Origin of the sequence: Gillisella vitis, from assembly GCF_001541345.2 — a bacterium.
Taxonomy (GTDB): domain Bacteria; phylum Pseudomonadota; class Alphaproteobacteria; order Rhizobiales; family Rhizobiaceae; genus Allorhizobium; species Allorhizobium vitis.
In genome coordinates, this window is record NZ_LMVL02000011.1 from 66,684 (window position 1) to 88,059 (window position 21,376).

The following is a 21,376-nucleotide window of genomic DNA, read 5'->3' on the forward strand; positions in this document are numbered from 1 at the left end:
CGAAGTGGTTTACTGCACGTCGTCCAGCAAGCCTTTGCGCTTGGCGTCGAAATAATAGCCACGAGCATAGAGGCGGACGGCATTGTCATTGTTGTTTTCGGCCACCATCCACGCGCCGCGCAAATATTTGATCGCGTATTTCAGGTTGGTTTCCGGGTCGAACAGGCCCTCTGCCGGACCTTCATACCCCAAAGAACGGGCCGTATTATAGCGGATCTGCATCAGCCCATAATTGCCGCGGTTATAGGCGGAGGGATTATAACGGCTTTCCCGGTGAATGACCCGGTGGATCAGCGCCGACGGCATTCCGTACAGGGCTGCATATTTGTTGACCAGACCATTGATCACCGTCGGGCCGCGACTTGCCGTTTCACTTGCGCCAGAAGCGGTGCTTTTGGAGGCTTCCGGCGTGGCGCTTGGCATGGGACCGGGTGCGCTGGTGTCGAATTGTGCGTCCAGCAGGGCGAATGATTTGCCAACCGGTTTTGCCGGTGAGGCATAGGCGACAGACGATGAGGCAGGAGACGTCGGGCGCGGCGTGGGAATGGCCGAATGCATGGCCATGACATCCGGCTGCAATGCTTCATTCTCAAGGCCAATCGGCTCATTTTCCGAAACGCGGGCTGGTGCATTCGCGGATGAGGGGACGGTGCTGACCGTTGGTCCGAGCGAGGCGACCTGCGTCAAACCTGGCTTCTGGATCGGATAAGGCCCTTGGCCGGTCGCGAGGTTAACCGTCTGACCTGTGCCGGACGCGCCGTTTATGGCGGCCAGCGCATTGTTTCCCGATCCGGTATTGGCAAGCGCCGTGACAGCAGATTGCGACGGTGGCGTCACGGTATGCGTTCCAGGAGCAACCGTCGTCATCGTGCCGTTTGCGGCGACCACAGTTGTCGAGGTGCCTGTGGCAACGGTGCCATTTGCCGGTGTAGCGGTGCTGGCGCCCGGCTGTGATGTAGCGGCAACAGCTTTGTGAGCCGAGGCGGGTTTAGGCGCTATATCGGCTTTGGAATTGTCATTGACATTGGTGCAACTGGAAAGGGCTGCGACGATGACAGCAGTGATGCTGATGGCAATCGTGCGGTCCGTTTTCGCTGTCATGCAGATGTCCGTCGGCTATTGAAACGAGCGTTACCCATGGGCAACGCACGAACTATTAACATCGGATTCACAAATTTGACAGCCCCCTTGAAGGCTAATACCAACGATCATTGAAAATGACCGCTGCTATTCCCTTTGCGAATATCGCAAGTCACTGATGTATTTGAGATATTTTCAATGTCATCAAGGCGAGGATGTGGTCCACAGCCTCAAGCCTTGGTATAAAATGCGATAACCTATCAAACAACCCTGTTCAGGCGGCGATCCGGCGATAACCGGCGCTGACGGAGCGGGCGGAGATCAGCATGGATTTGCCCTTCGGCTGCACCATTCGACGTGCCGAGCGGCGGCGAATCATCCTGTCAAAAGCGTGCGCATAAATTGCCTGAAGCCCGCAGGCAAAGGCTGCCAGACCCAGGAAAGCCAGTTCCATGGCCAGAAAATCGCCGCTGAACGGCGAAAAGCCCGATGTGATCTGCGTGGTGATCGCCAACAGAAAGACGAGTGTGCGCGGATTCAGAGCCGAACCGATTACGGCCTGCGACACAATGACCATGGCTCTTCGGTCGGCAAGATTGTCGTTATCGGCCACCGGGCCAATATGCAGCGGCGCCCGCCACAGCCTGAGCGCCAGAACCATCAACACCGCCATGCCCGGCCACCGCAGCGCAGAGAGCACCGTGGCGTTGATATTGCTCATTGTCTGGGCCATTCCGAATACCAGGCAGGCGGCGATGCTATAGCCTGTCATGCAGCCAAGCACGCAGAGTGTCGCAGCCCGACCGCCGCCCGCTTGCCGACAGGCAATGATCCGCTTGGTATTGCGCCCAGGCACAACAAGGAAGGCAGCGCTTGCTGCTGAAAACAACAGCCAATCCTGAAATGTCATGGGCCTGCCTCCGTGTTCGGTAAGCCTGTGTCGGGATGTCGTGAGTCTCATCCCGGCCCGGGCAGTTCCGATACAAACATAGCAGCGCCGCATGCCATTGGCACCGGCGCTGTCACAATAAATAGTCTGTCATTTCCGTTAGGAAAACCCAAGGCGGGTCCGAACAGTCATGCAGGGATGCTTCGGGTCGTTATACCGTCCGCATCGCCTGCAAACAGAAGCCACCATTCGACGTCGAGGTCAATGTGCCGGACGGAATTTCTGGCCCAGATGGTCCATCACATCTTTGAACCATGGTGTGGAGAGATCGAAAGCCTTGCCGCCCTTGATGCGGGGGAATTCGATGGCGCGCAATTTGCCGCCCTGGTCCTCGTCATGACCGGTGACGCCGGAAACGCCGTTCAACCCGCTTTCAACGGCAAGATCCACCATGCTCTGGATCAGCCGCAGGTCCTCGTAATTGGCTGGGGCCGAACGGGCGTAATAGCCTGACTTCTGCACCATCGAGCGTTCGGCATCCAGCAATTTGGCGAAATGCTTCTGGAACCAGCCGCCGACATTGATGGTATCGAGCTTTACATGGCCGAAAGCGTCGCGCTTGATCTCTTCGCCCGCCTTTTCGCGGTCGGCGATGATTTCATCCATGCAAGCGCCTTCCGAAACGAACAGGGTGACGAAGCCGGTGCGGTCCATCAGTTCCTTCAACCGCTCGGCCTCGGCCTCCATGTCGAAATGGGTCTCGGGCAGATAAAGACCGTCGATGGTCTTCAGTTCTTCATTCATCATGAAGCCCTCGACATATTCATTATGCTTGATGCGCTGGATATAGGCGCGGGCGGTCGCCGCTGTCAGCCAGCCGCAATGGCGGCCCATGACTTCGTGGATGACCAGCGTGCGTGGTGCGGCGCTCTGCTCGTTGGAGACATGGTCGAAGAAGCGGGCGCCGACATCCGCTGCCGTCCAGGCGCCGAGCGACTGGCGGATCGGCACGACATCGTTGTCGACCGTTTTGGGCAGGCCGACGACGGTCAGGTCATAGCCATTGGCGCCGAGATAGGCCGCGAGATCAGCCGCCGTCGTATTGGTGTCGTCACCGCCGATCGTGTGCAGAATGGTGATGCCATCGGCGGCCAGGCGCTCAGCGGCCACCTGCAACGGGTTCTGGCCTTCCTTCACCAGGCCGCGCTTGACGCAATCGGCGACATTGGTGAGCTTGACGCGGCTATTGCCGATTGGCGAGCCGCCATAGCGATGTAGGACGTGGGCCTGTTCGCGCATATGCTGGTTGATCTCGATCTTGTAGTCCATCAACAGGCCGCGATAGCCGGATTTATAGGCGACGATCTCGGCATCGGGCGCGATGTCGCTATAGCGCTCGATCAACCCACCGACGGCCGATGAAAGGCAGGGCGCCAGGCCCCCGGCGGTCAGCAACGCGACTTTGGTCTTGGCCATCAAATCCTCCTTCTTGCGGACAAAACGCCGCAGACGTTTACGAAATGGTGCCAATGGATGCGACAGAGGCCGGATGCTGTAAAGCGAAAAATTGAACAAAATCCGCAGTTTCGTGGAAATGTCATCAGCCACGGAAATATAATCGTTTCAAATGGAAAGCGGTAAGCGGGAGGCTTGTGGAAAAGCTAGTATGCCAGCGAAGACGTGAAGCATCGGCTGATTCCGCACTGCGGCACAACCTGGAAAGTGAACAAAGTTTAACCCGAAACAGTGGGGTGCTTCCCTTGCATTTCAAGTGATAATTTGGTCAATCTGTCAAAATGATTTTCGATTTCGCCTGCCAACACTTATCGTCACTCTGGGAGCGGCTGCTCGGCGCGGTCAGCGACGCGGCTGGCAATGCCTTGTCGTCGATTGTCGAAGCGATCCGCACCGTCTTCGAAGGCGATCCGGAAACGCGCAGGCGTGTGTCTTTTTCCGTGGCGATCATCGCGCTTTCCGCCAAGATGGCCAAGGCCGATGGCGTCGTGTCGCAGGCCGAGGTCAATGCGTTTCGCAGCATTTTCGATTTTCCGCCGGAAGAGGCTCGCAACGTCGCGCGCCTCTATAATCTCGCCAAGCAGGATATTGCCGGTTACGAAGCCTATGCTGAAAAGCTCGCCAATCTCTGCGGCTCGCGCACCAGAGGGTGCCCGGTGCTTGAAGAGATTGTCGATGCCTTGTTTCACATCGCCACGGCGGATGGGCTGATCCACGAGAAGGAACTGGCTTTTCTGTCGCGCATCGCCGAAATTTTCGAGATCGGCGAGGATCGGTTTGAGCAGATTTCCGCCCGCCATCTCGCGCCCGACCATGATCCCTATGGCATTCTCGGCGTATCGCGCAGCGATGATTTTGGCACGATTCGCAAACGCTACCGGGCGCTGGCCTCCGAGCATCATCCCGACCGGCTGCATGCGCGTGGCCTGCCGGTGGAAATGCATGCCGCCGCCCATCAACGGATGGCCAGTTTCAACGCGGCCTATGCCGCGATTGAAAAGGAACGCCGGGCCGCATGACTGCATTCATCGCCGATTATCCAGACGCCGTGGTGGTGCCATCCCCCAATCACGGTGAGCGCATCGACTGCGCGGCCCCCGACACCATCATTCTGCATTATACCGGCATGCCGAGCGAAGAGGCAGCCCTCTCGTGGCTCTGCACTGTCGAAAGCCAGGTTTCCAGCCATTATCTAGTGCGCGAAAACGGTGATGTTGTGCAGATGGTGCCGGAAGACCGCAGGGCCTGGCATGCTGGCAAGAGTTTCTGGGCGGGCGCGACCGATATCAATTCCCGCTCTGTTGGCATCGAGATTGCCAATGCCGGACATCCCTCCCTGCCGGACTACCCCGGAAAACAGATCGAAGCCGTCGCACAATTGTGTCTGGATTGTGCAAGCCGCTGGTCCATCGCCCCGGAGCGGGTGCTGGCCCATTCCGATATTGCCCCCGTTCGCAAGGTCGATCCAGGCGAACATTTCCCCTGGGGTAGGCTGCACGCCCTGGGCGTAGGGCATTGGGTAGAACCAACCGCGATCACCGGGGGCCGGTTCTTCCAAAGGGGTGATCGCGGCCAGCCGGTCGAAGCCTTGCAGTCCATGCTGTCGCTCTATGGATACCCTGTTGAAATCACTGGGGATTTCGATGGAGCGACCGAGGGTGTCGTCAGAAGTTTCCAGCTGCATTTTCGCCCCTTCAAGGTCGATGGCGTGGCCGATTATTCGACCATCGACACCCTGCATCGCCTGCTGGCGGCACTGCCACGGTTCAGCTGAGGATTGCGGGCCGCTGAGGTTCGCCGACGGCTTTCGTCAGGGTCGAAAACCATCTCTTTTTACCATGCCATAGGATTTCCTTATTGAGTCTGTCTAACAGCAGCCGTCGCAGCCATGGTATTCCTCGGCAGCGGTTGAGATGAACAGCGAATATGATTTCCGAAATGGAAGTCTTTCGCAAATATCAACGATGAGGGCGATGAACATCGCTGTCCTTTGCTGGGCAGTGGACGGGTAAATAGTGCGCTTTGCTGGCATCCGTGTCCGCCCCTTTGTCTGGAGACTGACCTTTTTCATGAAAACCTCGCTTTTCGCTGCCGCGGCATGCATCGCCGTTTCTATGTCTGCCGTTTCCCACGCCGAGGCTGCTGATGCCGGCAAGGGCTTGACCCTGATGGACATGTTGCGTGCCAATAAACAGCAGGCCGACCGCGCCAAGCCGCTTGAGAAAACCAAGCTCTCGAATAAAACCGAGGCTGATAACGAGAAGGCCGATACGCAGGGGGCTGCTGGCAAGGCGCCCTATCATGCCCTGATCTCCTCCTATGCCAAGCAGTATGGCGTGCCGGTGGAACTGGCGAGCGCCGTGGTGAAAATCGAGAGCGGCTTCAATCCGAAAGCGCGCGGCACGCATGGTGAAGTCGGCCTGATGCAGATCAAGCCCGCCACCGCCCGCGCCATGGGCTATACCGGAACCGTCGCCGGGCTTTACGACCCATCGACCAATCTCAAATACGGGATGAAATATCTCGCCATGGCCCATCAGCTCGGCGGCGGCGATACCTGCGGCGCCATCCTGCGCTACAATGCGGGCCACGGCGCGACCCGCATGAACCCGGTTTCAAAGCAATATTGCGGTCAAGTGGAAGCGGCGCTGGAAAACAGCTGAAAACCTGACAGCGTCCCGTCTGCCGATCTTGTGGGGTGAGACGGTTTGACGATCACGCAAGAACCGCAGTTTCTGACGGTTCTTGCGTCAGATCGATCAAACTGCCTGGCAAGTTTGGTTGATAATGCTATCCAGTTGGCAAATCATTCTGGATGAGCGGCATGACGGATCAGGTTTTCAAATATCTCATTATCGGGCGTGGTATGATGGGGGCGGCGGCGGCGCGGCATCTGGCGTTACAATCGGATGGCGTGGCGCTGGTCGGGCCGGATGAGCCTGCCGACAAGCAAAGCCACGAGGGCGTCTTTGCCAGCCATTACGACGAAGCGCGAATCACCCGCACCATCGATGGCGATCCTGTCTGGGCAAAGCTCGCGCATGAGTCGATTGCCCGCTACAATGAAATCGAACAGCAGAGCAGCATCCAGTTTTACCACGAGGCCGGTTGCCTGATTGTCGGGACGAGCCCTGATGGTCATTCCGATTATGTCGACAGGGCAACACGCGCTGCGGAAGGGCTTGGCGTTACCACTCAGTCTTTCGATCATGCCGGTCTTGCCGAGCGTTTCGGTTATTTCCGTTTCGAGCCTGTTTCAAAGGGGATTTATGAGGCGCGTCGCGCTGGCTACGTCAATCCGCGCCGTTTGGTCGAGGCCCAGGCACAGCTTGCGGTTCGGGCGGGAGCAACGCTGATCAGCGACGTGGCCATAGGCACCCGTGATGAGGGCGGTTATGTCGTGGTCACGACCGCAGGCGGCAAGGTGTTAAAGGCCGGAAGAGTGCTGGTGGCGGCAGGCGGATTTTCCATTGCGGATAGACTGTTGCCGCGCCGGATTGATTTGTCGGTTTATGCCCGCACGGTGACCTTTTTCGAAATCGCCGATCAGGATCTGCCCGCCTATCACGGCATGCCATCACTGATTCACGAGCCGTCCAATCCACGCGATCATATCTATCTGCTGCCACCGGTGCGCTACCCGGACGGCAAAACCTATCTCAAGATCGGCGGCGATCCCGATGATGTCAGGTTGACGTCAGAGCCAGAAATTCGAGCCTGGTTCAGGGGTGGCGGACGGGAAAGCGCCCGCGATCATCTGGCGCGCATTTGCAGATCGCTGGTGCCGGGCGTGGCTCAGGCGCCGGTGTCGATGGCGCCCTGCGTGACCTCCTTTACGGGCAGTGGCTATCCGGCCATCGGCTTTAGCGACAGCCCGCGCATCGCGGTGCTGACCGGCGGCTGCGGGGCGGCGGCGAAAAGCTCGGACGAAATTGGCCGGCTGGGTGCCGAGTTGATCCTACGCGGCACGATTGCGCATGAGGATTATGATGCCGATTTCACGCCTGTTTTCGTGTGAGCGCATGATTTCGGTGGCTTTCTCCGGATGTCTCCGTTAATCACGCCGAACCAGTCGGCCGGGCAGCCGCGCTTTACCAATGCCGAAAGGCGGTAGGGTGAGGAAAGTCCGGGCTCCACGGAAACACGGTGCCGGATAACGTCCGGCGAGGGCGACCTCAGGGAAAGTGCCACAGAAAGCAGACCGCCCCGTTTATCGGGGTAAGGGTGAAAGGGTGGGGTAAGAGCCCACCGCGTTCCTGGTGACAGGGACGGCATGGTAAACCCCACCGGGAGCAAGACCGAATAGGGATGACGCGGGTGCTGCGCAAGTGGTGCTACAGCCGGTTTTCGGGCCAGTCATCCGGGTGGGTTGCGAGAGGCGATGCGCAAGTATCGTCCCAGATGAATGGCTGCCACGTTCCGGGAAACCGGGGCCATACAGAACCCGGCTTACAGGCCGACTGGTGTTTCCCTATTTCAGGCATTGCGAATGCTTTACTGGGGGTTGAAAAAGCAATCGCGCATTCGCGTTCATTTTTGCTTTGTTTTGCCTATTTCCTTTTGTTTTCAGCTTGTTAGTGCGCATGTCTGCGGATGTGCGTGTCCTGCTGCGCTCAAACCGCAATAACTATTCATTAATCTTAACAGGTTATAAATTTCCTATACGGCAAACCCGTCCGCCAACCCTAATCCCATTGACGCCCATGGTGTCCCATGTTATCCCATAAGTGCACTGCCGAGGGGCGAATAACGGCCCCGACATGCGAGACTGAGAAGCAGGCCTGGAGTGGCTATTTTTCCTGTTTCGTCCTAGCGGCAAGGGGCTTGTCAGCTCGGGTGTATCAATGGAAATGCGGGTGTGTGGACCGCGTGGATCGGAAAGGGGCGGCGGTAGCGCGTAATGAACCGCTTCTTGTCCAATGCGACGAACCGGATCGATACGAAGGGGCGGGTTTCCGTTCCGGCGGCGTTCCGGGCTGTTTTGGTGGATCGGGGCATCCAGGAGCTTTATTGCTTCCAGGATTTCACCTTTCCGGCGATCAGTATCGGCGGTCCGGATTTGCTGGAGCGTTACGAGCGGCAAATTGTCGGCGAGGATCCGTTTTCGCCGGTTGCCAACGAGATGTCGCTTCTCGTACATGGCGGCGGCGTTTTCATGCGCCTCGACAGCGAGGGGCGGCTGATGGTCACGGATTTTATCCGCGACTTTACGGGTATTACGTCCGAGGTGACCTTTGTCGGTCGTTCGGATCATTTTCAAGTGTGGCAGCCGCAGGCGTTTCACGAGGCGCAGGCGGCGGCAAGAAAGGCACTCGGTCTGAAGAGGGCGGGTTCCAGTTAGGTCATTTCCAGGAACGGTGGAAACCGGTTTTCCGTCCGGAAATGCGCAAATGCAATGATGTAGACTACCTCCATTTTTCTAGGAAAAGTGGAGGTGGTTTGAGACGGAGAAGCGGAATGGTGACGGATCTTGGCGGAGGGTATGCTGAAGCCGATGGCGGACCGGTCCGTCACATTCCGGTTCTTCTCGAGCCTGTCTTGGAAGCACTTGAGCCCTCTGCCGGTAAGGTCATTCTGGACGGCACGTTTGGGGCGGGTGGGTATACCTCGGCTATTCTCGATACTGGTGCTGATGTGATCGCGCTCGACCGTGATCCGAATGCCATTGCAGGCGGTCAAGCCATGGTCGCTGCTCGCGCTGGTCATCTCACGCTTCACCATACCCGATTTTCCACGCTGGATAATTTTGCCCCCGAAGGCGGGCTGGATGGCATCGTGCTGGATATCGGCGTCTCCTCCATGCAGATCGATGAGGCCGAGCGCGGGTTTTCCTTCCAGCGCAACGGGCCGCTCGATATGCGGATGTCCGGCACGGGCGTGTCTGCCGCCGATGTCGTCAACCGTGCCAAGGTCGGTGACCTCATCAGGATTTTCGGCTTTCTGGGCGAAGAAAAGCAATCCGGTCGCATTGCCCGCGCCATCGAAAAGCGCCGCGTCAATCATCCTTTCCAGACCACACGCGATCTGGCCGGCATGATCGAGATCGTGACGCCGCGCAAGGCGAAGGATAAGATCCATCCGGCGACGCGGGTGTTTCAGGCCCTGCGGGTTTTCGTCAATGACGAGCTTGGCGAATTGGCCGAGGCGCTGTTTGCCGCCGAGCGGGCCTTGAAGCCGGGAGGGCGGCTGGTTGTCGTCACCTTTCATTCGCTTGAAGACCGAATCGTCAAGAAATTCTTCTCAGACCGTTCCGGCAAGGCGGCGGGTTCGCGGCATATGCCTATGGCGTTCGAGCGCCCGGCAACCTTCGAGCCTGTCGGTAAGGGAATGGTGACTGCGACAGAAGAAGAGGCCGAGATCAATCCTCGTGCCCGTTCTGCAAAACTACGCGCGGGCATCCGTACCGCGCATCCAGCCATGAAGGCCGATTTTTCCATTTTCGATTTGCCGGATCTTGCGGAAATCGAACGGTTGGGGGCCTGAACCATGCTGCGAACCTTTGACATCGTGATGATCGGCGCCATGGCGGCAGCGGCAGCCGTGACCTACCAGATCAAGCACAATACCGATGAGAAAGTGCAGGATCTGAAGCGCATCGAAGCCGAGATCAAGCTGGAGAAGGATACGATCGAGCTTCTCCAGGCTGACTGGGCCTTGTTGACCCAGCCGAACCGCCTCGAAAAACTGGCCAATACCTTCGGTCAGGAGCTGAAGCTCCAGCAAACCGATCCCAACCAGTTGGCGCGGGCCAATGAATTGCCGATGTTGAAATCCCAGGTGCCTGTGGTACAGGCCCCGGCGGCAAAGACAGGCGGTCCCAAGATCGCCGATGGTATTAAGATGGTGAATGGTAAACCGGTCCCAGTACCGATGGATAAGGTCATAACCGGATCGGTGAAACGCTGATGACTTTTCTTTCCCGTATGATGCTCCTGAAAAGTCGAGCCCATTTCTCCACCGACGTGCGCCGAGGCGGCGTGCGTGGGAAAGGTCGCGCATTCGAAGGCGCCGGTAAGCGCAAGGCCGATATGGCCAAGCGCCGCGTCGGCCTGCTGATTCTGGGTTTCACGCTGGTCTATGGCGTGATTGGCGGACGGCTGGTGCAATACGGCTATGCCCATCCCGAAAGCACCTCCAGCATCATGCCGCCGGATCGGTTGATGGCGGCCCGTCCCGATATTCTCGATCGCAATGGCCAGGTTCTGGCCACCGACATCAGAACCGTGTCGCTGTTTGCAGAGCCGCACAAGATTGTCGATGTGGATGAAGCCGTCGAAAAGCTGCAAACAGTGCTGGCTGATCTCGACAGCCGCGACACCTACAAGAAGCTCTCGTCGAAATCGCATTTCCAGTGGCTTCGCCGTCAGTTGACGCCCAAGCAGCAGAGCCAGATCCTGGCGCTGGGCATTCCCGGCATCGGCTTCCGGCCAGAAATTCGCCGTTTCTATCCCGGTGGGTCCACGGCGGCCCATATCGTCGGTTTCGTCAATATCGACAATCGCGGCATGGCCGGTATGGAGAAATATATCGACAATCAGGGCCTGGCGGATCTGGCCGATCTCGGCATGACCAGCAATGCGCCGCTGGAGCCGGTCAAGCTCTCCATCGACCTGCGCGTCCAGAATATCGTGCATGATGTGGTGGCCGCAGCCCAGGTGAATTTCAAGGCCAAGTCCGCGGGTGCCGTGGTGCTGGATGTCGAAACCGGCGAAGTGCTGGGCATGGCGTCCTATCCCGATTTCGACCCCAACAAGCCCGAGGAAGGCGCCAAGGAAGGCTGGTTGAACCGGATGTCGAACGGCACGTTCGAAATGGGCTCGACCTTCAAATCCTTCACGATGGCGATGGGGCTTGATACCGGTCGGGTGAAGCTGACCGACGTGTTCGATGCACGCTATCCGCTGAAAATCGGTGGATTTACCATCCACGACTTTCACGGCCAGAGCAAATTTCTGAGCGTTCCCGATATTTTCAAATATTCCTCCAATATCGGCACGGCAAAGATCATCGATGTGGTCGGCATTCCCGAGCAGAAGGAATACCTGAACCGTCTTGGACTTCTGACCAAGATGAAGACGGAATTGCCGGAAGTGAAAATGCCGTCTCAGCCGCGGGGTGAGTGGAAGAAGATCAGTTCGGTCACCATTTCCTTCGGCCATGGGGTTGCGACGACACCGTTGCAGACGGCGGTCGCCGGTGCGGCGCTCATCAATGGCGGCAAGTTGATCCAGCCGACATTCCTGCCGCGCACGGCAGATCAGGCCAATGAAGTGGCCGAGGCCGTGCTGAAGCCATCCACCAGTGCCGATATGCGTTATCTCTTTGAATATAATGGTATTAACGGATCCGGTCGTGGGGCGCGTGTTCCCGGTCTCGATGTTGGCGGCAAGACAGGAACAGCCGATAAGGTCGTCAATGGCCGTTATGACAACAAGCTGAATTTCAACGCCTTTCTGGGTGCCTTCCCAATGAGCAAGCCACGCTATGTGGTTCTCAGCTTTATCGACGAGCCCTTGAGCGGCGAGGGCGGTGGTACGATTTCGGCCTTTACCGCTTTGCCGATCGTGCGCGACGTTATTCGCAGAACTGCCCCAATTCTCGGTGTAGAACCCAATTACGGACAGGTGGGCAATGATATGCTCGTCTCATATTGAGGACGATTGATTCGCCGTTGCCGCAGGGCTCTGCTCCTGCTGCGCGGCAGGGGACAGGTAGACAATGAAACTGCGAGATCTCGCCAGCGGCGATTTTGGGGATCTGACCGGACCACTGGAGGGGCCGGTCGGCGACGTTGAGATCACCGGCCTAACCGCCGACAGCCGCAAGGTTGAACCCGGCATGCTGTTCGTGGCTTTGCAGGGCGTCAAGGCCGATGGTGCGGGTTTCGTTGCCGATGCAGTAGTGCGGGGCGCTGCTGCCGTGCTCTCGGGGTCGCATCTGGATATTGCTGTTCCGTCTCTGGTTACCGACCAGCCGCGCCATGCGCTGGCGCTTCTTGCTGCTCGCTTTTATTCCGGCCAGCCGGAAACCATGGTGGCGGTAACCGGCACGGCTGGCAAGACATCGGTTGCCTCCTTCACACGCCAGATCTGGGCTTATGCCGGGCTTGCCAGCGCGCAGATCGGCACGACCGGGGTGATTTCCCCAACCCGCAGCGATTACGGTTCGCTGACCACGCCCGATCCGGTCGCCCTGCACAAATTGCTGGCAGACCTTGCGCAAGAGGGCGTGACCCATGCGGCCATGGAAGCCTCCAGTCATGGTCTAGACCAGAGCCGGTTGGACGGTGTGCGGCTTGCGGCTGCCGCCTTTACCAATCTTGGCCGCGACCACATGGATTATCACCCGACCGTTGCCGATTATATGGCGGCAAAGATGCGGCTGTTCGACACCCTGCTGCCCAAGGGGTCTCCGGCGGTGATCTTTGCCGATGACGAATGGTCGGCGGAAGCAATCCGGTTGGCAAGGCAGGCGGGTCATGATGTGCGCACCGTTGGCCGGGCCGGGGATTTCCTCAGCCTGAAACGGGTCGAGCACTTCCGTCATAAGCAGATCGCCGAAATCCACCATCAGGGCGGGATATATGAAGTCGATCTGCCGCTGGCGGGCGATTTTCAGATTGCCAATGCGCTGGTGTCCGCTGGTCTTGCTATTTCCACCGGCGTCGAGGTTTCGGTTGCTCTGAAGGCACTGGAAAAGCTGCAAGGTGCTTCGGGCCGCCTGGAGCTGGTAGGGCAGGCGAAAAGCGGCGCGCTGGCCTATGTCGATTACGCTCATAAGCCGGATGCTTTGGAAAAGGTGCTGACGGCGGTGAGGCCCTTTACCAGCGGCAGAATTATCGTGGTGTTTGGCTGCGGCGGCGACCGCGACAAGGGCAAACGCCCGATCATGGGGGAGATCGCCGACCGGCTGGCCGATATCGTCATCGTCACCGATGACAATCCGCGTTCGGAAGTGGCTGCCACCATTCGCGGTGAAGTGATGGCGGCGTCTCCGAAAGGTATTGAGATCGGTGACCGCGCCCAGGCAATCCGCGCCGGTGTGGCAATGCTGGCGACCGGCGATACGCTGATTGTTGCAGGCAAGGGCCATGAAGAGGGCCAGATTGTCGGTGCACAGACGCTGCCGTTTTCCGATCATGCCGAAATCCGCAAAGCCATGGAGGAGTTTCACCCTTGACCTTGCTCTGGACCATCGAAGACCTGGTTGCGGCCATGACCGGACGCCCGGTCGGCACCATGCCGCCGGGCATTACCGGCATTTCCATTGATAGCCGCAGCATCCAGCCCGGAGAAGCCTTTTTCGCCATCAAGGGCGACCGGGTGGACGGGCATGATTACGCCAGCATTGCCGTGGCGAATGGCGCGGCGCTGATGGTTGTCAATGAGGCCAAACTGCCAGCCCTTGGCCGGTTGACCGTGCCGATGATCGTCGTTGACGATGTGTTGCAGGCGTTGGGAAGGCTGGCCATCGCTGCCCGCGCTCGCTCAAGGGCAAGGATCGTTGCTGTGACCGGTTCGGTCGGCAAGACGACGACCAAGGAAATGCTGCGTCAGGTGCTGGCACCGTCAGGTGAAGTGCATGCTGCCGTCGCCTCCTTCAACAATCACTGGGGCGTGCCGCTGACATTGGCGCGCATGCCCGCCACTGCGCAATTCGGCGTGTTTGAGATCGGCATGAATCATTCCGGCGAAATCACCCCGCTGGTGCAGATGGTCCGCCCGCATCTGGCGATCATAACCACCATTGCGCCTGCCCACCTCGGCAATTTTGCCAGTGTCGATGAGATCGCCGATGCCAAGGCGGAAATCTTTTCCGGTGTCGCTGCCAATGGCGGCGTGCTGTTGAACCACGACAATCCCTATTTCGAATATCTGGAACACAAGGCACAGGAAGCGGGTATCACCCACATCCATTCCTTCGGCCAGCATGCCAAGGCGGAATTCCGGCTGGCAGAATTTGATGGTGCTGCCGAAAGCTCCACCGCCTGGGCCATTATCGATGGCGAGACCCGTGAAGTGGTGATCGCCGCACCGGGCCGCCACATCGCTGAAAACGCCATGGCGGCGCTGGGCGCAGCCCGGCTTCTGGGTGCCGATCTGGATGGTGCGGTCGATGCATTGAGCAGACTTTCACCGGTCAAGGGTCGGGGGGAGCGCCATCGGCTGCGCTGTGCCTCGGGTCTCTTCACGTTGATTGATGAAAGCTATAACGCCAATCCCGCCTCGATGCGTGCCGCCATCGCGGTGCTGGCCGCAGCCCAGCCGCGTGGCGAGGGTCGACGCATCGCTGTGCTTGGCGATATGCTGGAGATGGGTGAGTTTTCCGAGGAATTGCACGCCGATCTGGCTGGCCCCCTGCTGGCCGCCGGGATCGAACATGTCTGGCTGGCCGGACCGGCCATGGCGGCATTGCGGGCGCAATTGCCGGAGACCGTTTCCGTTTCGTCTTTCGATACCGTTGAAGATCTTGCCGCTTTTGCCGTTGCCTCGGTTCACGGTGGCGATGTGGTGATGGTCAAGTCGTCGCTGGGCATCGGTTTTGGCAAGATTGTCGCGGCTTTGCTTGACAACTATCCCCCATTGGACGACACCCGCCGCCCAGAATAGGCTAATGCCAGACCCGCGTCGCGGGCTGGATAAATGTTAGAAAGTGCCTTTATGCTGATTTGGCTTGTTGAGCTCGCAAACCACGTACAATTTTTCAACCTGTTCCGGTACATCACCTTCCGGACCGGGGCGGCGATGTTCACGGCAGCCTTGATCGTCTTCCTGTTCGGGCCGAAGATCATCGCCTCTCTCAAGGTGCGTCAGGGCAAGGGCCAGCCGATCCGCGCCGATGGGCCGCAGACCCATTTCAAAAAATCCGGTACGCCGACCATGGGCGGGCTGATGATTCTGGCGGGTATTGTCGGCTCCTCACTGCTTTGGGCTGATCTGTCCAATGTCTATGTGGTGGCGACGCTGCTGGTGACGCTGGGCTTCGGTGCCATCGGCTTTTACGACGACTACCTGAAGGTCACCAAACAGTCGGACAAGGGCTTTTCCGGCAAGGCGCGGCTGGCCATCGAGTTTCTGATTGCCGGTATCGCGGTATTCTTCATGATGGAGGCGGCAAAGATTTCCGCGCCGCAAGGCCCGCATCTGGCTACCTCCATCGCCTTTCCGTTCTTCAAGGACGCGCTGCTGAATGTCGGCTATTTCTTCATCGTCTTTGGCGGCTTTGTCATCGTTTCCGCCGGTAACGCCGTCAACCTGACGGACGGGCTGGACGGGCTGGCCATCGTGCCTGTGATGATCGCCTCGGCTGCTTTCGGGCTGATTGCCTATCTCGCCGGTAATGCGGTATTTTCAGGATATTTGCAGATCAATTTCGTGCCGGGTACCGGCGAACTGGCCGTCATCCTTGGCGCGGTCATCGGGGCCGGACTTGGCTTCCTGTGGTTCAATGCGCCGCCAGCGGCAATTTTCATGGGCGATACCGGTTCGCTGGCGTTGGGTGGCTTGATCGGCACGGTAGCGGTGGCCACCAAGCACGAGATCGTCATGGTGATCATCGGCGGCCTGTTCGTGATGGAAACCCTGTCGGTGATCATCCAGGTGTTCTGGTACAAGCGCACCAAGAAGCGGGTGTTTCTGATGGCGCCGATCCATCACCATTTTGAAAAGAAGGGCTGGACGGAAAGCCAGGTCGTCATTCGGTTCTGGATCATTGCGGTCGGCCTTGCCATGCTGGGCCTTGCCACGCTGAAGCTGCGGTGAGGGCACGATGATCCCGATTACCAGCTTTTCCGATTGCAACGTCGCATTGTTTGGGCTTGGCGGCTCCGGCCTTGCCACGGCTCGCGCCCTGGTGGCCGGAGGTGCGTCGGTGACGGTCTGGGATGACAATTCTGACAGTGTCGAGAAGGCGCGATTGGAAGGGCTGGAAGTGCTGGATCTGCGCCAAATCGACTGGAGCAGGCTTTCCGCTTTTGTTTTGTCGCCAGGCGTGCCGCTGACCCATCCGAAACCGCATTGGACGGTGGATCTGGCAAAGGCAGCGGGCGTCGAAATCATTGGCGATATCGAGCTTTTCGTGCGCGAACGTCAGGCGAAGGCGCCAGATTGCCCGTTCATCGCCATTACCGGCACCAATGGCAAATCGACCACCACGGCGCTGATCGGTCATATTCTTCGCCACAACGGCTATGACGTGCAGATCGGCGGCAATATCGGCACGGCGGTGCTGACCCTGGAACCACCCGCGCCTGATCGTTATTATGTGGTGGAATGCTCATCCTACCAGATTGATCTTGCCCCCGGCATTGATCCGACGGCAGGCATTCTCTTGAACCTCACCCCCGACCATCTCGACCGTCACGGCAGCATGGAAAATTATGCGGCAGTGAAGGAGCGGCTGGTGTCGGGCAGCGGTGTGGCAATCATCGGCGTCGATGACGATTATTGCCTTGAGATCGCTACGCGGCTCGAAGAGGCGGGCAAAGAGGTCGTGCGGATTTCCAAGGGCCAGCCTTTGACCGACGGCCTTTACAATGACGGCCAGCGTATTGTGCGTGGCGCTGCCGAGGTGATCGCCGACCTGAACGGCATCGCCACGCTGCGGGGCAGCCACAATGCTCAGAACGCGGCAGCCGCCATTGCTGCTTGCCTGACGGTCGGTTTATCGAAAGAGCAGATCCAGGCTGGCTTGTCCTCCTTTGCAGGGTTGAAGCACCGGATGCAGCCGGTTGGGCGGCGCGGGCATGTGGTCTTCGTCAATGACAGCAAGGCGACCAATGCCGAGGCGTCTGCACCGGCCTTGTCCAGTTACGAGCGGATCTACTGGATCGCTGGCGGCTTGCCCAAGCAGGGTGGGATTGCCAGCCTTTCACCGCTGTTTCCGCGCATTGCCAAGGCCTATCTGATCGGCGAGGCGGCGTCCGGCTTTGCCGCCACGCTCGGCAATGCCGTTCCTTACGAAATTTCCGGTACGCTGGACCGGGCGCTTGCCCATGCCAGCGCCGATGCGCAAGACGATGGGAATGGCGGCGAGGTCGCCGTGATGCTTTCCCCGGCTTGCGCAAGCTTCGACCAGTACAAGAATTTTGAAGTCAGGGGCGAAGCCTTCGTTTCGCTGGTAGCCGGGCTTGACGATGTGACGATGCTGATCCAACAGGCTTCAGGAGAGACATGACATGGTAAGCCGTGCAGAACGTGGAGCTTTGGCGGATTGGTTCTGGACCATCGACCGGCTCTTTCTGGTGACATTCATCGTGCTTCTGGGCATCGGTTTCATGCTGTCCTTTGCCGCGTCACCGGCGGTGGCCGAGCGTATCGGGCTGGACAGTTTCCACTTCGTGCGCCGTCAGGCGGCCTTTACCATTCCCTGCCTGGCGACCATGGTCGGCCTATCCTTCCTGTCGCCCCGGCAGGTTCGCCGCGCCGCAGTCCTCATTCTGCTCGCTTCAATTGCCTTGATGATCCTGGCGCTGTTCTTCGGGCCGGAGGTCAAGGGCGCGCATCGCTGGATCAATTTCGGCAGCCTGTCGATCCAGCCTTCGGAATTCATGAAGCCCGCCTTCGTGGTGGTTTGCGCCTGGCTGTTTGCCGAACATGCCCGCCAGCCGGATATTCCCGGCAATTTCTTTGCCATCCTGCTGTTCATGGTGGTCGTGGCGCTGTTGATGGTCCAGCCGGATTTCGGCCAGACCATTCTGACCTCGGTGGTTTGGAGCGGCATGTTCTTCATGGCGGGCGTGCCGTGGATCTTCATCATCGTGCTGGCCCTTGTCGGTGGTGCCGGTTCGACGATTGCTTATTATACCATGCCGCACGTGGCTGGCCGTATCGACCGCTTCCTGACCGGCGAGGGCGATACGTTCCAGGTGGATACGGCGCGTGAAGCGATCATTCGCGGCAATTGGTTCGGGGTTGGGCCGGGTGAAGGCATCGTCAAGCGGATCATTCCCGATGCCCATACCGACTTCATCTTTTCGGTGGCTGCCGAGGAATTCGGCATCATTTTCTGCCTGCTGCTGGTGTCGATCTTCGCCTTCCTGGTCATTCGCGGTCTCGGCCACGCCTTTCGTGAGCGCAACGACTTCAACCGTTTTGCTGTGGCCGGGTTGATCTTGCAGATCGGCGTGCAGTCGATGATCAATATCGGCGTTAACCTGGAACTTCTGCCCGCCAAGGGCATGACGCTGCCCTTGATCTCCTATGGTGGGTCTTCCATGGTGGCAATCGGCGTCACGGCGGGCTTCATCCTGGCATTGACGCGCCATCGGCCGGAGAAGCGTTCGCAGGAGCGACGCCTGTTCCGGTCGGTCCAGGGTGTTCCAGCAGAATAGGGGCCAGCGGAGTAAATTATGACCAAAGGTCTCATTCTTCTTGCCGCCGGGGGAACCGGCGGCCATTTGTTTCCAGCCGAAGCGCTGGCTCACGAGCTAAGAGCCAGAGGCTATAGTGTGCATCTGGTGACGGATAGTCGTGCCGAACGCTATGCGGGCAAGTTTCCAGCCGACGCCATCCATGTCGTACCCTCTGCCACCATCGGCTCGAAAAATCCTGTTGCCATTGCGAAAGCGCTGCTGACGTTGTGGCGCGGCTACCGCGCCGCCCGTACCTTGATCGCAAGCCTGAAACCCCTTGTGGTCATCGGTTTTGGTGGCTATCCGACCATCCCGCCCTTGCTAGCGGCCCGCGCGCTTGGCGTTGCCACTGTTATCCATGAGCAGAACGCCGTCATGGGGCGGGCCAACCGGTTTCTGGCGCCTAGGGTCAAGGCCATTGCCGGTGGCTTCTTGCCAGCGGGCGGTGCCTATGCCGACAAGACCGTGGTGACTGGCAATCCGGTGCGGCCTGCCGTGTTGGCGGCCTCCGAGACGGATTATCAGCCGTCCGGCGATGGAGATCCGTTTGAGCTTGTGGTGTTTGGCGGCAGCCAGGGCGCTCAGCATTTTTCCAATGCCGTGCCAAGCGCCATCTGCATTCTGGACGACGTGCTGCGCGCGCGCCTGCGGGTGACCCAGCAGGCGCGGCCTGAAGATGCCGACCGGGTGAAGGCGCTTTATGAGAAGTTGAAGGTCCCGGCGTCGGTTTCGCCGTTCTTCGGCGATATGGCCGAACGGATCGGCGCATCGCAAATGGTGATCTCCCGCTCCGGCGCGTCTACCGTATCGGAGTTGGGCGTCATTGGCCGCCCTGCGGTGCTCGTCCCCTATCCCTATGCGCTGGATCACGATCAAGCGGCCAACGCGGCGGCGATTTCCGGACAGGGTGGTGCGGTTGTCGTGCCGCAATCGGATCTAACGCCGGAAAAGCTGTCGGCGCTGTTGAAGGACTGGATGACCAGCCCGGCCAAGCTGGCCCATATGGCTGCCTCGGCGCGAAGTGCGGGACAACCGGAGGCAGCAGGCTTGCTTGCTGATCTGGTTCAGACTATTGCCGAAGGCAGACAAGTGAAGACTTTAAAGGACGTGAAAGCATGAAAATGCCGAAGAGCATCGGTCTGGTGCATTTCATCGGGATCGGCGGGATCGGCATGAGCGGCATTGCCGAAGTGCTGCACAATCTCGGCCATCGCGTACAGGGATCGGACCAGGCCGAAAGCGCCAATGTGCAGCGCCTGCGCGCCAAGGGCATCGAGGTGTTTGTCGGCCACAAGCCGGAGAACCTGGGCGATGCCGAGGTCGTTGTCGTTTCCACCGCCATCAAGAAGAACAACCCGGAACTGGTGGCCGCCCGTGAAAAGCTGCTGCCGGTGGTGCGCCGGGCCGAAATGCTGGCCGAGTTGATGCGGTTCCGCAATGCCATCGCCATCGGCGGCACGCATGGCAAGACGACGACCACGTCCATGGTGGCGGCGCTGCTTGAGGCAGGCCAGCTCGACCCGACTGTCATCAATGGCGGTATCATCAATGCCTATGGCACCAATGCCCGCATGGGTGAGGGTGAATGGATGGTGGTCGAGGCCGACGAATCGGACGGCACCTTCCTGAAGCTGCCCGCCGATGTGGCTGTCGTCACCAATATCGACCCTGAGCATCTGGACCATTACGGCAATTTCGACGCCGTGCGCGCCGCGTTTCGTCAGTTCGTCGAGAATGTGCCGTTCTACGGTTTTGGGGTCATGTGCCTCGATCACCCTGAAGTGCAGGCGCTGGTTGGCCGGATCGAAGACCGCAAGGTCGTGACCTATGGTGAGAACCCGCAGGCCGATGTGCGGTTTTTCAATGTGCGCAACGAAGGCACCAAGTCGATTTTCGATGTTGAAATCCGCCGTCGCCGCACGGGCCGTGTTTTCAGCTTCAAAGACCTGACCCTGCCGATGCCGGGCCGCCACAATATTTCCAATGCCTGCGCGGCCATTGCAGTGGCGAACCGGTTGGATATCTCCGAGGAAGCAATCCGCAAGGGGTTGTCGACCTTCGGTGGCGTCAAGCGGCGCTTCACCTTGACCGGCATCTGGAACGGCGTGCAGGTGTTTGACGATTACGGCCATCATCCGGTGGAAATCAAGGCCGTGCTGAAGGCGGCCCGCGAGAGCTGCAAGGGCCGGATCATCGCCGTGCATCAGCCGCATCGCTTCTCCCGCCTGTCGAGTCTATTCGAGGATTTCGCCAATTGCTTCAACGATGCCGATAGTATTCTGTTGTCGCCGGTCTATGCTGCGGGAGAAGATCCCATCGAGGGTATCGATTCTGAAGCGCTGGTATCGCGCATCCGGTCGGGCGGTCATCGGGATGTGCGCTATCTGGCCTCGCCAGATCAGCTGGCCGGAATTGTTTCGACCATTGCACAGCCGGGTGATTTTGTGGTCCTGTTGGGGGCTGGAAATATTACCCAGTGGGCTGCGACCCTGCCCGGGGAATTGGAAAAGGCGGCCTCGTCGCCACAGGAATGAAGCACG

The 21,376-nt window shown here is 59.1% G+C and carries 18 protein-coding genes and 1 other RNA gene; 16 read left to right on the plus strand and 3 right to left on the minus strand.

Annotated elements, in window-relative coordinates:
• Positions 1-9 precede the first annotated feature (9 nt).
• From ASB66_RS24820 to ASB66_RS24830, 3 genes are all read right to left on the minus strand, one after another.
• On the minus strand, positions 10-1,101 hold the full coding sequence (locus ASB66_RS24820; protein WP_060717649.1) for a lytic transglycosylase domain-containing protein: 1,092 nt from the start codon (positions 1,099-1,101) through the stop codon (positions 10-12).
• A 253-nt stretch (positions 1,102-1,354) separates the two neighbouring features.
• Positions 1,355-1,990 carry a LysE family translocator gene (locus ASB66_RS24825; protein ID WP_060717648.1) on the minus strand — a complete coding sequence of 212 codons (636 nt, stop codon included), beginning with the start codon at positions 1,988-1,990 and terminating at the stop codon, positions 1,355-1,357.
• Between the two features lie 240 nt (positions 1,991-2,230).
• Positions 2,231-3,445: a pyrophosphate--fructose-6-phosphate 1-phosphotransferase gene (locus tag ASB66_RS24830; protein ID WP_060717697.1), complete on the minus strand. Its 1,215-nt coding sequence runs from the start codon at positions 3,443-3,445 to the stop codon at positions 2,231-2,233.
• 320 nt (positions 3,446-3,765) lie between these two features.
• On the opposite strand from ASB66_RS24830, the gene ASB66_RS24835 reads away from it, so the two are divergent.
• The 16 genes from ASB66_RS24835 to murC all read left to right on the plus strand — a co-directional run bounded on the left by ASB66_RS24835 (position 3,766) and on the right by murC (position 21,370).
• Positions 3,766-4,503: a J domain-containing protein gene (locus ASB66_RS24835; protein ID WP_060717647.1), complete on the plus strand. Its 738-nt coding sequence runs from the start codon at positions 3,766-3,768 to the stop codon at positions 4,501-4,503.
• A complete protein-coding gene (locus tag ASB66_RS24840; protein ID WP_060717646.1) occupies positions 4,500-5,258 on the plus strand; it encodes an N-acetylmuramoyl-L-alanine amidase in 759 nt (252 codons plus the stop codon). Before ASB66_RS24835 ends, ASB66_RS24840 begins: the two co-directional genes overlap by 4 nt.
• A 295-nt stretch (positions 5,259-5,553) precedes the next feature.
• Positions 5,554-6,147: a lytic transglycosylase domain-containing protein gene (locus ASB66_RS24845; RefSeq protein WP_060717645.1), complete on the plus strand. Its 594-nt coding sequence runs from the start codon at positions 5,554-5,556 to the stop codon at positions 6,145-6,147.
• A gap of 161 nt (positions 6,148-6,308) precedes the next feature.
• On the plus strand, positions 6,309-7,502 hold the full coding sequence (locus ASB66_RS24850) for an NAD(P)/FAD-dependent oxidoreductase (protein ID WP_114387023.1): 1,194 nt from the start codon (positions 6,309-6,311) through the stop codon (positions 7,500-7,502).
• A 50-nt stretch (positions 7,503-7,552) separates the two neighbouring features.
• Positions 7,553-7,952, plus strand: an RNA gene (rnpB, locus tag ASB66_RS24855) — RNase P RNA component class A.
• 432 nt (positions 7,953-8,384) lie between these two features.
• Positions 8,385-8,825 (plus strand): division/cell wall cluster transcriptional repressor MraZ, encoded by a 441-nt coding sequence (gene mraZ / locus ASB66_RS24860; RefSeq protein ID WP_060717643.1) that lies wholly within the window; start codon positions 8,385-8,387, stop codon positions 8,823-8,825.
• Positions 8,826-8,941: 116 nt separating this feature from the next.
• Complete coding sequence (gene rsmH / locus ASB66_RS24865; protein WP_060717642.1) at positions 8,942-9,967, plus strand: 16S rRNA (cytosine(1402)-N(4))-methyltransferase RsmH; 1,026 nt, start codon at positions 8,942-8,944, stop codon at positions 9,965-9,967.
• A 3-nt stretch (positions 9,968-9,970) separates the two neighbouring features.
• On the plus strand, positions 9,971-10,390 hold the full coding sequence (ftsL, locus tag ASB66_RS24870) for a cell division protein FtsL (RefSeq protein WP_060717641.1): 420 nt from the start codon (positions 9,971-9,973) through the stop codon (positions 10,388-10,390).
• A complete protein-coding gene (locus ASB66_RS24875; protein ID WP_060717640.1) occupies positions 10,390-12,138 on the plus strand; it encodes a peptidoglycan D,D-transpeptidase FtsI family protein in 1,749 nt (582 codons plus the stop codon). Before ftsL ends, ASB66_RS24875 begins: the two co-directional genes overlap by 1 nt.
• A 64-nt stretch (positions 12,139-12,202) precedes the next feature.
• A complete protein-coding gene (locus tag ASB66_RS24880; RefSeq protein WP_060717639.1) occupies positions 12,203-13,663 on the plus strand; it encodes a UDP-N-acetylmuramoyl-L-alanyl-D-glutamate--2,6-diaminopimelate ligase in 1,461 nt (486 codons plus the stop codon).
• Complete coding sequence (locus ASB66_RS24885) at positions 13,660-15,093, plus strand: UDP-N-acetylmuramoylalanyl-D-glutamyl-2,6-diaminopimelate--D-alanyl-D-alanine ligase (RefSeq protein ID WP_060717638.1); 1,434 nt, start codon at positions 13,660-13,662, stop codon at positions 15,091-15,093. The genes ASB66_RS24880 and ASB66_RS24885 overlap by 4 nt, the downstream gene beginning before the upstream one ends.
• A gap of 51 nt (positions 15,094-15,144) precedes the next feature.
• Positions 15,145-16,245 carry a phospho-N-acetylmuramoyl-pentapeptide-transferase gene (gene mraY / locus ASB66_RS24890; protein ID WP_060717637.1) on the plus strand — a complete coding sequence of 367 codons (1,101 nt, stop codon included), beginning with the start codon at positions 15,145-15,147 and terminating at the stop codon, positions 16,243-16,245.
• Between the two features lie 7 nt (positions 16,246-16,252).
• A complete protein-coding gene (murD, locus tag ASB66_RS24895; protein ID WP_060717636.1) occupies positions 16,253-17,659 on the plus strand; it encodes a UDP-N-acetylmuramoyl-L-alanine--D-glutamate ligase in 1,407 nt (468 codons plus the stop codon).
• Between the two features lies 1 nt (position 17,660).
• Positions 17,661-18,815: a putative lipid II flippase FtsW gene (gene ftsW, locus ASB66_RS24900; protein ID WP_015916506.1), complete on the plus strand. Its 1,155-nt coding sequence runs from the start codon at positions 17,661-17,663 to the stop codon at positions 18,813-18,815.
• 18 nt (positions 18,816-18,833) lie between these two features.
• Positions 18,834-19,955 (plus strand): undecaprenyldiphospho-muramoylpentapeptide beta-N-acetylglucosaminyltransferase, encoded by a 1,122-nt coding sequence (gene murG / locus ASB66_RS24905; RefSeq protein WP_114387007.1) that lies wholly within the window; start codon positions 18,834-18,836, stop codon positions 19,953-19,955.
• Positions 19,952-21,370, plus strand: coding sequence for a UDP-N-acetylmuramate--L-alanine ligase (gene murC, locus ASB66_RS24910; RefSeq protein WP_114387009.1), 1,419 nt, complete (start codon positions 19,952-19,954; stop codon positions 21,368-21,370). The genes murG and murC overlap by 4 nt, the downstream gene beginning before the upstream one ends.
• Positions 21,371-21,376: the final 6 nt, after the last annotated feature.

Excerpts from the sequence above, each read along its gene's own strand:
- ASB66_RS24820 (WP_060717649.1), bottom strand. The coding sequence starts at position 1,101 with ATGACAGCGAAAACGGACCGCACGATTGCCATCAGCATCACTGCTGTC.
- ASB66_RS24825 (WP_060717648.1), bottom strand. The coding sequence starts at position 1,990 with ATGACATTTCAGGATTGGCTGTTGTTTTCAGCAGCAAGCGCTGCCTTC.
- ASB66_RS24830 (WP_060717697.1), bottom strand. The coding sequence starts at position 3,445 with ATGGCCAAGACCAAAGTCGCGTTGCTGACCGCCGGGGGCCTGGCGCCC.
- ASB66_RS24835 (WP_060717647.1), top strand. The coding sequence starts at position 3,766 with ATGATTTTCGATTTCGCCTGCCAACACTTATCGTCACTCTGGGAGCGG.
- ASB66_RS24840 (WP_060717646.1), top strand. The coding sequence starts at position 4,500 with ATGACTGCATTCATCGCCGATTATCCAGACGCCGTGGTGGTGCCATCC.
- ASB66_RS24845 (WP_060717645.1), top strand. The coding sequence starts at position 5,554 with ATGAAAACCTCGCTTTTCGCTGCCGCGGCATGCATCGCCGTTTCTATG.
- ASB66_RS24850 (WP_114387023.1), top strand. The coding sequence starts at position 6,309 with ATGACGGATCAGGTTTTCAAATATCTCATTATCGGGCGTGGTATGATG.
- mraZ (WP_060717643.1), top strand. The coding sequence starts at position 8,385 with ATGAACCGCTTCTTGTCCAATGCGACGAACCGGATCGATACGAAGGGG.
- rsmH (WP_060717642.1), top strand. The coding sequence starts at position 8,942 with ATGGTGACGGATCTTGGCGGAGGGTATGCTGAAGCCGATGGCGGACCG.
- ftsL (WP_060717641.1), top strand. The coding sequence starts at position 9,971 with ATGCTGCGAACCTTTGACATCGTGATGATCGGCGCCATGGCGGCAGCG.
- ASB66_RS24875 (WP_060717640.1), top strand. The coding sequence starts at position 10,390 with ATGACTTTTCTTTCCCGTATGATGCTCCTGAAAAGTCGAGCCCATTTC.
- ASB66_RS24880 (WP_060717639.1), top strand. The coding sequence starts at position 12,203 with ATGAAACTGCGAGATCTCGCCAGCGGCGATTTTGGGGATCTGACCGGA.
- mraY (WP_060717637.1), top strand. The coding sequence starts at position 15,145 with ATGCTGATTTGGCTTGTTGAGCTCGCAAACCACGTACAATTTTTCAAC.
- murD (WP_060717636.1), top strand. The coding sequence starts at position 16,253 with ATGATCCCGATTACCAGCTTTTCCGATTGCAACGTCGCATTGTTTGGG.
- ftsW (WP_015916506.1), top strand. The coding sequence starts at position 17,661 with ATGGTAAGCCGTGCAGAACGTGGAGCTTTGGCGGATTGGTTCTGGACC.
- murG (WP_114387007.1), top strand. The coding sequence starts at position 18,834 with ATGACCAAAGGTCTCATTCTTCTTGCCGCCGGGGGAACCGGCGGCCAT.
- murC (WP_114387009.1), top strand. The coding sequence starts at position 19,952 with ATGAAAATGCCGAAGAGCATCGGTCTGGTGCATTTCATCGGGATCGGC.